15 protein-coding genes are annotated in these 12,388 nt (G+C 68.0%); 9 read left to right on the top strand and 6 right to left on the bottom strand.

From position 1 onward, the window contains the following. Positions 1 to 204: 204 nt before the first annotated feature. Positions 205 to 489 carry an ATP-binding protein gene (locus tag AB0B61_RS07130; protein ID WP_358429098.1) on the bottom strand — a complete coding sequence of 95 codons (285 nt, stop codon included), beginning with the start codon at positions 487 to 489 and terminating at the stop codon, positions 205 to 207. 451 nt (positions 490 to 940) lie between these two features. Between AB0B61_RS07130 and AB0B61_RS07125 the strand changes: the two genes are divergently transcribed. From AB0B61_RS07125 to AB0B61_RS07090, 8 genes are all read left to right on the top strand, one after another. Next, positions 941 to 1,792, top strand: coding sequence for a helix-turn-helix transcriptional regulator (locus AB0B61_RS07125; protein WP_358429096.1), 852 nt, complete (start codon positions 941 to 943; stop codon positions 1,790 to 1,792). Between the two features lie 12 nt (positions 1,793 to 1,804). Continuing rightward, entirely contained in the window at positions 1,805 to 2,008 is a 204-nt protein-coding gene (locus tag AB0B61_RS07120; protein WP_358429094.1) for a DUF397 domain-containing protein, read from the top strand. Positions 2,009 to 2,415: 407 nt separating this feature from the next. Then, positions 2,416 to 2,820, top strand: coding sequence for a hypothetical protein (locus AB0B61_RS07115; protein WP_358429092.1), 405 nt, complete (start codon positions 2,416 to 2,418; stop codon positions 2,818 to 2,820). A gap of 148 nt (positions 2,821 to 2,968) precedes the next feature. Beyond that, the gene (locus tag AB0B61_RS07110; RefSeq protein ID WP_358429091.1) at positions 2,969 to 4,222 is read left to right on the top strand and encodes a serine hydrolase domain-containing protein; all 1,254 of its coding nucleotides are present in this window, start codon (positions 2,969 to 2,971) and stop codon (positions 4,220 to 4,222) included. 191 nt (positions 4,223 to 4,413) lie between these two features. Next, the gene (locus tag AB0B61_RS07105; RefSeq protein WP_358429089.1) at positions 4,414 to 5,079 is read left to right on the top strand and encodes a sulfotransferase family protein; all 666 of its coding nucleotides are present in this window, start codon (positions 4,414 to 4,416) and stop codon (positions 5,077 to 5,079) included. 243 nt (positions 5,080 to 5,322) lie between these two features. Further along, a complete protein-coding gene (locus tag AB0B61_RS07100; RefSeq protein ID WP_358429087.1) occupies positions 5,323 to 5,760 on the top strand; it encodes a Fur family transcriptional regulator in 438 nt (145 codons plus the stop codon). Positions 5,761 to 5,792: 32 nt separating this feature from the next. After that, on the top strand, positions 5,793 to 8,024 hold the full coding sequence (katG, locus tag AB0B61_RS07095; protein ID WP_358429085.1) for a catalase/peroxidase HPI: 2,232 nt from the start codon (positions 5,793 to 5,795) through the stop codon (positions 8,022 to 8,024). 87 nt (positions 8,025 to 8,111) lie between these two features. Beyond that, complete coding sequence (locus AB0B61_RS07090; protein ID WP_358429083.1) at positions 8,112 to 8,675, top strand: SIS domain-containing protein; 564 nt, start codon at positions 8,112 to 8,114, stop codon at positions 8,673 to 8,675. Between the two features lie 4 nt (positions 8,676 to 8,679). Here AB0B61_RS07090 and AB0B61_RS07085 read toward each other — a convergent pair whose 3' ends face one another. Further along, the gene (locus AB0B61_RS07085; protein WP_358429347.1) at positions 8,680 to 8,913 is read right to left on the bottom strand and encodes an alpha/beta hydrolase; all 234 of its coding nucleotides are present in this window, start codon (positions 8,911 to 8,913) and stop codon (positions 8,680 to 8,682) included. Further along, on the bottom strand, positions 8,804 to 9,295 hold the full coding sequence (locus AB0B61_RS07080) for a hypothetical protein (protein ID WP_358429361.1): 492 nt from the start codon (positions 9,293 to 9,295) through the stop codon (positions 8,804 to 8,806). Before AB0B61_RS07080 ends, AB0B61_RS07085 begins: the two co-directional genes overlap by 110 nt. On the opposite strand from AB0B61_RS07080, the gene AB0B61_RS07075 reads away from it, so the two are divergent. Further along, positions 9,260 to 9,661 carry a MarR family winged helix-turn-helix transcriptional regulator gene (locus tag AB0B61_RS07075; RefSeq protein WP_358429345.1) on the top strand — a complete coding sequence of 134 codons (402 nt, stop codon included), beginning with the start codon at positions 9,260 to 9,262 and terminating at the stop codon, positions 9,659 to 9,661. The two genes, AB0B61_RS07080 and AB0B61_RS07075, sit on opposite strands and share 36 nt — an antisense overlap. Positions 9,662 to 9,713: 52 nt before the next feature. Here the strand turns inward: AB0B61_RS07075 and AB0B61_RS07070 are convergent, their stop codons facing one another. The 3 genes from AB0B61_RS07070 to AB0B61_RS07060 all read right to left on the bottom strand — a co-directional run bounded on the left by AB0B61_RS07070 (position 9,714) and on the right by AB0B61_RS07060 (position 12,304). After that, the gene (locus AB0B61_RS07070) at positions 9,714 to 10,259 is read right to left on the bottom strand and encodes an RICIN domain-containing protein (protein WP_358429081.1); all 546 of its coding nucleotides are present in this window, start codon (positions 10,257 to 10,259) and stop codon (positions 9,714 to 9,716) included. 227 nt (positions 10,260 to 10,486) lie between these two features. After that, positions 10,487 to 11,026: a DinB family protein gene (locus tag AB0B61_RS07065; protein ID WP_358429079.1), complete on the bottom strand. Its 540-nt coding sequence runs from the start codon at positions 11,024 to 11,026 to the stop codon at positions 10,487 to 10,489. A 222-nt stretch (positions 11,027 to 11,248) separates the two neighbouring features. Then, a complete protein-coding gene (locus AB0B61_RS07060; protein ID WP_358429077.1) occupies positions 11,249 to 12,304 on the bottom strand; it encodes a phosphotransferase in 1,056 nt (351 codons plus the stop codon). Positions 12,305 to 12,388: the final 84 nt, after the last annotated feature.

The following is a 12,388-nucleotide window of genomic DNA, read 5'->3' as shown; positions in this document are numbered from 1 at the left end:
CGGCGATACGCAGCGCGGCGGAAACTCCCATCGAATCATCCAGCTCACGCCCCGATCTCTCGCGTCAGAGCATTCCCGGCCGCCTCGCACATCACCGTGGCGAACTGCGCCCAGACCGTGAGGTGGCCAGAGCCCAGCCGCCGCATACCCCATGTGGTCGAGATCTGCTCCACCAGCCTCAGGCCCCGCCCGCGAGAGTCCAGGTCATCGGACGCGCGGACACGGAATGGTGCGAGCCCCGTCATCGGTCACCTCGATCCGAGCCACGTCGGTACCGAAGCCGACGACATCCACCGCGACGAGGCCTCCACTACGACCCGAGGCCGTGTGCTGAACGGCGTTGGAGACCAACTCGCTCACGATCAACCGCGCGTTGTCCACGTCCCGATGACCCGCACCCAGCAGGATCGCCGCGACGCTGCGACGAGCCACCGGCACCACCCAGGCGTCGCCGGGGAACACCATCTCGCCCAGAAACCGCTCCGTCACTGCACCTCCTCCCAGACCCGTGCGACCGCGTCCTCGTCGTACGCGGCCACCCACCGACGCCGACCGTGACCCCAGCTGAAGGCCCAGTCCTCACCCCTCAACGCAGCCCGCACCCGCAAAGCCCGCCGCGCCCGAGGAATGGAAATGAACGGCTCGTTCTTTCGAGGCCATTCCAACGTCAGCCCGAGTCCGAGTTGAGAGAGATCCCACAACAATCGCACTAAGTGTATGAATTGTTCCTTATCGTGATCGTAATAGCGCATATCGGGACCTCCTTCGCGTTTCGGTTATGTTTAATCGCGAGCAAATGGCAGCAGCTGTGTCGATGCACTCCGCGTCCATTCGCATGCGATCTGTTGCCAACCCCGGTACGCACATGATGCATAGGATCCAATGAGAACGCAATCGTTGTTTGTGCATTGGTCGCTATGACTCCGCTAGCCTTTCTCCTATGGCTCAACGTAGACACGCACCGACCGCCCGTTTGCGACGGCTTGCGATGGAATTGCGGCAGCTCAGAGAGCGCGCCGAGCTGTCGCGTGAGCAGGTGGCGGAATCGACCGATATTAATCGCGCCACCCTTTATCGGATCGAAATGGCGCAGGCGAAGCCGCAATTGCGCACTTTGCGGGCGCTGCTCGACGCGTACGATGTGTCGGCTGCGCGTCAGAGCGAGTTGATCTCACTTCTCAAGCTCGCGAAGGAAGAAAGTTGGCTTCAGGTCGCCTCGGAGGGTTTGCCTGATCAGTACGCGACCTACATCGGATTTGAGCAGGAAGCGAAAGCGATCTTCAATTACCAGTCGTCGTTCGTCCCGGGTTTGCTTCAGACCGAAAGCTACGCACGGGCCGCGATCCCAGGTGGCGATCCAGAGTTGCCCGCAGAGGTGGTTGAAAGTCGCGTGGCAGCACGCATGGCCCGCCAAGCGCAATGGGATCCTTCATCCGCCCTCACAGCGATCATCGACGAGGCGGTACTACATCGTGTCGTTGGCGGATCGAAGATCATGCGCGAGCAGCTGCAAAGACTCATGGATGACAGTGAGCAACCCCATGTGACGCTGCGAATGATCCCCTTTGGGGCCGGTGTCCACCCAGGAATGCACGGCTCTTTCGTCCTTCTCAAATTCGATCATGAGGCCCACGATGTGGTCTACATCGAGACGAACGCCGCTGACCTGTTCTTGGAAAGTGGCGAGGATTTGCGACGATATAGGAACGTATTGGAGCGACTTCAAGCCATGGCGGTCAGCCCTGATGCGACACGTGATCTGGTCGCTCGTGTGCTTGCGAGCGCGAAGTGAGAGGAGTGCGGGATGGCGAAGGAGAAAGTCGATCTCTCCCGTGCCCAATGGCGCACCAGCAGTTTCAGCGGCTCGAACGGTGAATGTGTGCAGGTTGCCTTCGTTGCTAACCATGTGGCCGTTCGCGACAGTAAGGACCCGCACGGGCCGGCGCTGATCTTCACCCTCGACGAGTGGGCAGCTTTCCTGGCAGGAGCCAGGGACGGCGAGTTCTGAGTAAGGGCATCTGTCCTTGCTGTAGACAGCCGTGAACGCCCGGTCGCCTTCAATGGCGATCGGGCGTTCACGTACTGACAGGGAGCCGCAGAGGTTTCGATCATGCCTCCGGCGAGGGCTCCGCTCCGGAGCAGTCTCCCGCGCCAAGGCGAGCACCGTATGTGGCCGGGATGGGGCGTGGTCATTCCGCCCGCATCGCCCCGCCCGAGGCAAGCACGCCGAGCCCTCCAGCCCAAGCCCGTCTCTGGCCGCACCGCCCCCCGGACAGTCATGCGTTGCCGTGTCAGTGGTCGCGTCAGCACGGCAACGGCCCGGTATCAGAGCGGTCGGCGATCGTAAACGCCATGAACGGTTCAGCGCCTGTCCGTTCGGTCGAATCTCGTAAGAGTCTGAAGGAGCGCACCACCATGTCGATCACCCTTACCGACCAGGACAAGCTCACCCTGCGTACCGCCGGCTGGGGCGCCGTCTCCCTGATGTCCGCTGCCGGTGCCGCCGGTTCGGCGCACAAGGCCGCCACCGAGGCCTCCATCGCGCTGACCTCCGCGACCGGTCTGGTCGGGCATGTGCTGGCCAAGGCGCCCAAGGGCGTGAAGTACGGCAAGACGGTGGCCGAGCTCGCCGACCAGGTGCTGCCGGCCCTGACGGCCTCCATGGGCCTGCTCAAGGAGCAGGCTCCGGAAGAGGCCGACAACTTCCGCCGTACCGTCATCGTCGCCATCGAGGCAGCCGGCCGGCCTCAGAAGGGCGCGCCCAGCCCCACCATGACGGAGATGGCCCGCAAGATCACCGAGGCCCTCGACGCCGCTTGATGCATGACGACCTTCGACAGCCACAGCTCGTCACGGGGTCCTCTCCGGACCCCGTGACATGGCGGCGTGATGTCCCAGGCAGGGGCGTTCCAGAAGGCGGCTCATCGATGAGCACTTCACCTAAGCGCGACACCAGAGACGAGGAACTATGAAACCCACATTCCCACCAGCGATCAGGGCGACCAAGGGCTTCCGGCGAGTGGCGGTCACCGCGCTGGCGGCCGCGCTGTTAGCTGGGGTGGCTACACCCGGGGTGGCCGCCGCCGACGGCGTGGGCGTGGCGAAAGCCGCTGCCGGGCAGGATCGCCCGGAGTTGCAGCAGGTCATTCAGGAGATCGTCGATTCCGGTTACGCCGGGCTGCAACTGCGCGTACACGATCAGCGGGGCGACTGGGTCGGCAGCGCCGGGGTGCGCAAGCTGGGCGAGACCGCCAAGCCGCCGACGAACGGGCGGTTCTGGATCGGCAGCTCCACTAAGAGCTTCACCGCGACCCTGGTGCTGCAGCTGGTGGCCGAGGGCAAGATCGGGCTGGACAGCCCGGTGGCCGGCTACCTGCCCAAGCTCGGGCTGGACCGGCGGATCACCGTACGGATGATGTTGCAGCACACCAGCGGGCTGTTCAACTACACCGGCGAGTACTACACCGACGGGACGTTCGTGCCGGGGATCCCCGCCACGGGCAAGGAGTGGGTGGACAACCGGTTCCACAGCTACCAGCCCGAGGAGCTGGTACGGCTGGCGCTGTCCAAGCCGGCGAAGTTCGCGCCGGGGACGAACTGGAGCTACGCCAACACCAACTACACGCTGGCCCTGCTGCTGATCGAGAAGGTCACCGGCCGCTCGTACGCCGAGGAGATGCGGCGGCGGATCCTGGGCCCGCTCGGCCTGCGGGGCACCGTGGTGCCGGGCAACCGGACCGAGCTCCCCGGGCCGTACTCCCACGGCTACTACCGCTACCAGGACGATGACCAGTGGAAGGTGGTCGACGTCACCCGCCAGAACCTCTCCCTGCTGGCCGGCGCCGGTGACATGATCTCGACCACCCAGGATCTCCAGACGTACTTCTCCGCCCTGCAGAGTGGCAAGCTCCTGCCGGGCTCGCTGCTGGCCGAGATGCGCAAGCCGGACCCGAGAAGCACCGGCCTCTTCGGCCAGTACGGCCTCGGTCAGTACGTGCTGGACACCGGCCCGGACTGCGCGGGTGTCGTCCTCAACCACGACGGCAGCCCTCCCGGGGGCTACGGGTCGCTGATGTACAGCACGCCCGACGGCAGCAAGACGCTGACCGCCTCGCTGACCATGGGGGACGCCGCGGTCGACCAGTCAGTGGTGTTCCCGAAGGCTCTGGACAAGCTCATCAAGGCGGTGTTCTGCGGCGGGCAGACCGGGGCGGCTCAGTAGACGGGCCGAGCACCGTACATGCATCAGGTGGAACGCAAACCGGCCACGCCGAGCTCGCTGAGCTCGGCATGGTCGTTGTCTGTTCCGGCTCTCTCAACCGCTAGAACCACCTTGCTTACCTGTCGGTCGGCAAGTAGCTTGCTAGCCGCCTGATAGGCGAATTCGCTGTGCTCGAGAGGGGAAGGGCCGGTATGGGTTTACGCGTTGTGGGGGCGGGGTTTCCGCGTACGGGGACGACGTCGCTGAAGGCGGCGCTGGAGCAACTGCTCGGGGCGCCCTGCTATCACATGAGGGAGGTGTTCGGGCGGCCGGACGACGCCGCGGTGTGGCGTGACGCCTACGCGGGCGTCATGCCGGACTGGCACCGATTCCTCGATGGATACGCCGCCGGGGTGGACTGGCCGGTGTCGTGGTTCTGGCGTGAAGTGTCCGCCGCGTTCCCGGACGCGCTGGTGCTGCTGTCCCGGCGGGAAAGCGTGGAGCGCTGGTACCAGAGCATGGACCAGACGGTGCTGGTAGGGGCGCGCCGCGTGATGAGCGGGGACTCCACGCGGCCTCCGACGCTCGCCCATCTCACCCCTGAGCAGGCCGGCGCCATGGAGGAGATGGTTCAGGCCCTGTTCGGCGGCGCGTTCGAAGACCCCAACGACCGCGACAAGGTCATCGCGGCCTACGAGCGGCACCTCGACGAGGTCCGCGCCACCGTACCGGCGCACCGGCTGCTGGAATGGCAGCCGGCCGACGGCTGGCAGCCCTTGTGCGCCGCACTCGACCTCCCGATCCCGGCCGAGCCGTTCCCTCACGAGAACAGCACGGCCGACATGCGGGCCAGGATCAACGACGCGGGCGGCCAGTGATCTCAGCGCCGCGTCAGATGGCGTCGAGGAGGGACCTCTCGGGAAGGTGGTTTCGCAGCTCAGGGCCTATGTGGCGGCCGGTGGCACGTTGGTTGACGGCGTCCTAGGACGGCCGCGCTCCCCAGACTCACTGTCCAGACGGCGTGTCACGCCGCAATGGGATGAACGATGCCCGGGTGCGCACTAGACTTGGATAATTCGTTATCTTGTACCATTCGTGTTTATGTGGGTAGGTTTGGTCGCATGACCGCATCCAGCACTCCGACCATCGCCGAGGAGCTGCGCGGCGCCGGCCTGCGGGTGACAGCGGCCCGCGTCGCGCTGCTCCAGGCCGTCCGGGACGGTGACCACCTCGGCGTCGAGGCGATCGCCTCCGGGGTGCGCGATCGGGTGGGCCACATCTCGCTGCAAGCCGTTTATGAGGCACTCCACGCGCTCACCGCGGCGGGACTCGTACGCCGCATCGAACCGGCCGGCAGCCCGGCGCGGTACGAGGGGCGCGTGGGGGACAACCACCACCACATCGTGTGCCGGTCCTGCGGTGCCGTCGCTGACGTCGACTGCGCGGTCGGCGAGGCGCCCTGCCTGACCGCCTCCGACGAGCACGGCTTCTCGGTCGACGAGGCCGAGGTCATCTATTGGGGCCTGTGCTCCGACTGCTCCACCGCCCGTACTTCCTGAGCACGTGATCCACATAGTCCGGAAGGATTTCCATGACCGAGAACCATGACGCGATCGTCACCGACCCGAAGACGGAGGGCGGAGGTGGCTGCCCGGTCGCGCACGAGCGCGCGCCGCACCCGACTCAGGGCGGCGGAAACCGCCAGTGGTGGCCGGAGCGGCTCAACCTGAGGATCCTCGCCAAGAACCCGGCCGTGGCCAACCCCCTCGGTGAGGAGTTCGACTACGCCGAGGCGTTCAAGACCCTCGACCTGGCGGCCGTCAAGCGGGACATCGCCGAGGTCCTGACGACCTCGCAGGACTGGTGGCCGGCCGACTTCGGCAACTACGGCCCGTTCATGATCCGGATGGCGTGGCACAGCGCGGGCACGTACCGGATCAGCGACGGCCGCGGCGGCGCCGGGGCCGGCCAGCAGCGCTTCGCCCCCCTCAACAGCTGGCCGGACAACGGCAACCTCGACAAGGCGCGCCGCCTGCTGTGGCCGGTCAAGAAGAAGTACGGTCAGAAGCTCTCGTGGGCCGACCTCATGATTCTCACCGGCAACGTGGCCCTGGAGTCGATGGGCTTCAAGACCTTCGGCTTCGGCGGCGGTCGCGCGGACGTATGGGAGCCCGACGAGGACGTCTACTGGGGTCCCGAGACCACCTGGCTCGGCGACGAGCGCTACACCGGTGACCGGGAGCTCGAGAGCCCCCTCGGCGCGGTACAGATGGGCCTCATCTACGTCAACCCGGAGGGCCCGAACGGCAACCCGGACCCGCTCGCCTCGGCTCGCGACATCCGTGAGACCTTCCGCCGGATGGCGATGAACGACGAGGAGACGGTCGCCCTGATCGCGGGCGGTCACACCTTCGGCAAGACCCACGGCGCGGGCCCCGCGGACCACGTCGGCGCCGACCCCGAGGCCGCCTCGATCGAGGAGCAGGGCCTCGGCTGGCGCAACAGCTTCGGCACCGGCAAGGGCGCCGACGCGATCACCAGCGGCCTTGAGGGCATCTGGACCAACACCCCCGTGACGTGGGACAACAGCTTCTTCGAGATCCTGTTCGGCTACGAGTGGGAGCTGTTCAAGAGCCCCGCCGGCGCCAACCAGTGGCGGCCGAAGGACGGAGCCGGGGCGGACACCGTCCCCGACGCCCATGACCCGTCGAAGCGCGTCGCACCGACGATGCTGACGACCGACCTCGCGCTCCGCGTCGACCCGATCTACGAGCAGATCTCGCGTCGCTTCCTCGAGAACCCCGCCGAGTTCGCCGACGCCTTCGCCCGCGCCTGGTACAAGCTGACCCACCGCGACATGGGCCCGATCGTCCGCTACCTCGGCTCGGAGGTCCCGGCCGAGACGCTGCTGTGGCAGGACCCGCTCCCCGCCGTGACGCACGAGCTCGTCGACGCCGCGGACATCGCCGCCCTCAAGGGCCAGATCCTGGCCACGGGCCTGTCGGTGTCCCAGCTGGTGTCCACCGTGTGGGCGTCGGCGTCGTCCTTCCGTGGCAGCGACAAGCGCGGCGGTGCCAACGGTGCGCGCATCCGCCTCCAGCCCCAGAGCGGATGGGAGGCCAACGACCCCGACCAGCTGGCGATCGTGCTGCGCGCCCTGGAGAGCATCCAGAGCACCTTCAACGCCGGCCAGACCGGCGGCAAGCAGGTCTCGCTCGCCGACCTGATCGTGCTCGCCGGTGCCGCGGCCGTCGAGCAGGCCGCCAAGAGCGCCGGCTTCGACGTGGAGGTCCCCTTCACGCCGGGCCGCGTGGACGCCGCGCAGGAGCAGACCGACGTGGAGTCGTTCGCCGCGATCGAGCCGGTCGCGGACGGGTTCCGCAACTACCTCGGTAAGGGCAACCGGCTTCCGGCCGAGTACCTGCTGCTCGACCGGGCGAACCTGCTGACCCTGAGCGCCCCCGAGATGACGGTCCTCGTCGGTGGTCTCCGCGTCCTGGGCGCGAACCACCAGCAGTCGTCGCTCGGCGTCCTCACCGCGACCCCCGGGGCTCTGACGAACGACTTCTTCGTCAACCTGCTCGACCTGGGTACGACGTGGAAGGCGACGTCCGAGGACGCGACCACGTTCGAGGCCCGCGACGCCGTCACGGGCGAGGTCAAGTGGACCGGCAGCCGGGTCGACCTCGTCTTCGGGTCGAACTCCGAGCTGCGCGCGCTCGCGGAGGTCTACGCGAGCGATGACGCGAAGAAGAAGTTCGTCGAGGACTTCGTCGCCGCGTGGGACAAGGTCATGAACCTGGACCGGTTCGACCTCGTCTGACTGTTCCATTGACGTCCAGGTCGGCCCACATCGGCTGACCTGGACGTTTTGTCATATGAACAGGCAGTACCGGGTAGCCATGCAGGTATGCCACCGGATGTCGTGAACGACGACCTCTTTCACGCCGCGCTCGACGAGCTTGGCGCCGTGCTCGCGAAGATCGGCGAAGGGCCGATCGACGCGGCCTGCCGGCTGATCGCCGACGCCAGCACGATCGGCGTCTACGGCTGCGGCCGGGAGGCGCTGCAGATCAAGGGTTTCGCGATGCGCCTGTACCATCTCGGCCTGCCGGTGGCGGTGGTCGGCGACATGACCATGCCGGCGCTGGGACGCGACGACGTCTTCCTGGCCACCTCGGGCCCCGGCGAAGCCGCCACGGTCCTGGCCCTGATGCGGACGGCGACGGCGGCGGGAGCGACGAACCTGCTGCTGACCGCCGAGCCCGAGAGCAGTGCGGCGGAACTCGCCGACGCCATGCTCGTGATCCCGGCGCAGACCATGGCCAGCGACCGGCGTACGTCCGTGCTACCGATGGGGTCAGCCTATGAGGGCGCGCTGTTCGTGCTGTTCGAGGTGATGGTGCTGAAGCTCGGGGCGCTGGTCGGCGCCACGCCAGAGGCGATGCGCGCCAGGCACACCAACATGGAGTGACAGGTCACTGGGCCTTGACGGTGGCGGCGCTCGTCTGGCGGCTCGTCTGGCGCATGTACGTGTCGATCAGGGCGAAGGTGGCTCCCGGCTGCTCGACCTGTGGCAGGTGGCCGGCCTCGGGGATGATCTCAAGCTGGGCGTCGCCGAAGGCGGCCGCGTACGCCGCGCCATAGGCGGGGGTGACGATGCGGTCGCTTTCCCCCCAGAGCAGCAGGGCGGGCAGGTCGACGCGGGCCAGGCGGTGGGCGGAGCTTGGGGTCGTGCATGTACGGGTCGCCGGCCAGGACGCGCATGGTGGCCATGTTGCCCTGCCGGAGGGCGAGTTGCCCGGCGGGGATGTCGGCGGGATCGACGTAGAAGCGGTCCGAGTCGTGCCAGGAGTACTCGGCGACGCCACGGGCGTCGAGGGCGAAGAAGTCTCTGATCGGCTCGGCCTCGACGCGCACTCCGACGGGGTCGATCAGGACGAGCCCGGTGATGATCCCCGCGTTGTCGCGTACGGCCATCTCGGCGGCGGTCCAGCCGCCGAGTGAGGAGCCGATGACCAGTACGTCGGACAGCTCCCGGTCGCGGAGCTCGGTGAACTGCAGGTCCTTGGAAGAGCGGTCAAGCAAGCCCAATACCGGCAGCATCGGGCGCTCGACAGCCGGCTCGCCGCCATCGGCACCACGCTGGCCCAGTGGGATGCCCTGCGGGCGATCGACCGCTCTCCTGGGGCGCCGGCGCGCGCCCTGGCCTCGGCGACGTTCCAGAGTGAGCAGGCATTCGGCACGCTCGCCGGCCGGCTGGTGGCTCAGGGCCTGATCGAGCGCCGGCCGGGCCATGGGCGCCGCATCGAGCACCATCTGACACCGGCCGGCGAGCAGGTGCTCGACGCGGGGCATCGGGTCGCCGACGAGGTCCTGGCCGACTGCTTCTCCGCCCTGCCTCAAGACGATCGCGCGACCCTGCTCGATCTGCTGCAACGCCTCAACTGCGGCGCCTGACGCCGTACACCACGCGTGTGTGGCGTACGGCGGCCATCTCAGGTGTCCTCGCTCAGGCGAGTCGCCACTCCTGGTTGCGCTGTCCGATCAGGCAGGTCCACTGATGGACGTTGGCCCCCTCGGCCGTGCTGACACCCGCCACGTCCAGGCACTTGCCGCTGTGGCGAGCGACGAGGGAGAAGTAGCCGTTGTCCTTCTGGACCAGCCGCCACTCCTGGTTGCGCTGCCCGACCAGGCAGGTCCACTGGTGGACGTTGGCCCCGTCGGCCGTGCTGACGCCCGACACGTCCAGACACTTGCCGCTGTGCGTCGCACGGAGGGTGTAGTAACCGTCGCTGGTCGCCACGAAGTTCCACTCCTGGTTGGCCTGCCCATTGATGCAGGTCCACTGGTGGACGTTGGCCCCGTCGGCGGTGCTGACGCCCGCCACGTCGAGGCACTTGCCGCTGTGACGGGCCACCAGGGTCGCCGAGAACTTGGGAAGGAGCAGCTGCGCCGCGTCGGCGGTGCCGGCGTTCGCCGCCGACGCCGCCGTGAACGGGGCAGCGAGCAGAGCGGCCGCGACAGCGACCGCTTGACCAGCGTGAATGAGGGTCATCGAACCTCCTGAGACGCTCTCGAAAGATCAGCAGGTCCGTAGTAACACGAATCACACAGCGTATCGGCGAGTCGCTTTCCGTGATCATATTCGTGTCGCGCGGCGTAGATGAGCTGGTTTTACGAGGCGGCGAGTGCCGCGTCCAGGTGGTCCAGGTGGTCCAGGTGGTCCAGGTTCGGGCCTCTCTCGGGTCGATCGGTCAGGCAGGCCGTCCGTCGGCGCGGTGGCTATTCCCCGGTACGCCCGTCCACCGACTCGCGGAGGATGTCGGCGTGGCCGTTGTGCCGCGCGTACTCCTCGACCAGATGGAACAGGATCCACCGCAGGCTGGGTACCCGGCCGTCGGACCAGGGGCGCACGGCCAGCCGGTCCAGGCCGCCGTCGGCCAGCGCGTCCGCGACCAGGGAGCGGGAGCGGGCCACGGTGTCCCGCCAGAGCGTGAGGAGCTGCTCGGGGGTGTCCTCGGTGGCCGAGTGCCAGTCCCAGTCGATATCGGCATCCCAGTCCACGGTGTCCCACGGGGGCTCCGGGGCGTGCCCGTACAGCCGCTGGGAGCACCACCAGCTCTCGACATAGGCCAGGTGCTTCAGCATTCCGCCGAGGGTCATCGTCGAGGCGGCGACGGTCGCGTTCAGGCCGGCCGCGTCCAGCCCGGCGCACTTCCACTCAAGGGTCGCGCGCTGGTAGTCCAGGTAGCCGAGGAGGGTGGCGGTTTCGTCGGCCGCGACCGGAGGTTCGGGGCGGCCATGCTCGTCCAGGTCAATCACGCGCGGGGAGTCTACTCGTCGGCCCAGGGGACTTCTAGGGCGGCCATCGACCCGGGGGCATTGCCGACCACGGCGGATCGGCTCAACGCGATGCGGCGCCGTCGCTGACGGGGTGTCGGTGCCCGACATCCACTACCGTGCGTCAGCCGGCGTGATGACGGCCGTGACATCCACCGCGCGCGTCAGCCGGCGTGATGGCGGCCGTGACATCCACCACGTGTGTCAGCGGCTGCGCGTGAGCTCCAGCACGTCGGTCAGCTGCTGTGCGGTCGGCAGGATGCGCAGCGCCTCGTCGATCTCGCGCTCCGCCCACTCGCGGTGCCGCCGCTCGGCGTGTGGGTCGAGGGCGACGCGGGCCTGGACCAGCAGGAAGTTCAGGTGGGACGCGAGCAGCATGGTGAAGTCCGCCGGACTGGTGATCCGCCCCGAGCCGCCCTCCCGTATGTACGCCTCGTACATGCTGCGCATGGCATCGAGGTCGGCGGTCGAGTCGTCGCAGAACCAGTCGAACAGCGCCCGCGCCAGCTCCCGGCCCGGCGTGGCCGGTCCGAGGTTGTCCCAGTCGATGACCACGAGCGCGCCGGTGGCGTCGGCGAGGACGTTCTCTGGGTGCAGATCGCGGTGGCAGAGGATCAGCTCGGCGGGATCGGCCGGCGCGACGGCCGCGCTGAGCCCGGGCAGGGTGGCCAGCAGGTCGGCGAGCCTCGCGGCCCACACGGCGTCCGATGTGGCCACCTCCGCCCACTCGTGCGCGGTGGGGACGCGGTCGTACCAGCGAGCGGGCGGTCCGCCGTCCGGCTCGACCGTCGCGGCGGGGGCGCACCGGTGCAGGCGCGCGAGCAGCGCCCCGATCTCTCGCGGTGTGGCCGGTGCCGTCAGCTCGACCGGCCGCAGGTCGATCCAGTCGTACAGGCGCAGCCACGTCCCGCCGGGCGGTTCGAGCAGATGGCGCCCTTCGCGGTCGGGGTGACTCGCCGGCAGCCGTACCCCCGCCTCGGCCGCCCGCCGCCCGAACGCCAGCTCCGCCTGGATCAGCGCTTCTGACGGCGGCTCGGCGAAGATCTCCTTGAGCGCATAGCGTGCCGGGCCGACGTCCAGCCGCCAGATCTGCCCGAGCGCGCCCCGCGGCCCCGCGGTCACCACGACGTCCTCACCCCACCCGAACGCTGCCCGCGCGTAGGCCACCAACTCCTCGACCACGATCAGACTCCTGGGGATGGACAGGACGACGCTGCTGACACCGACGCTGCTGACACCGACGCTGCCGCCGAGATTCACACGATTCAGTATGGGCGACACGAGTGGTGGGACGCCTGCTGATTTATCCGTCGCGACAGCCGAAGTTGACACCAGTTATATAGC

The organism is Nonomuraea sp. NPDC049158 (genome assembly GCF_040648335.1).
Taxonomy (GTDB): Bacteria; Actinomycetota; Actinomycetes; order Streptosporangiales; family Streptosporangiaceae; genus Nonomuraea.
The sequence above is the reverse complement of the archived record's forward strand: the minus strand, read 5'-3'. Positions and strand labels throughout refer to the sequence as shown.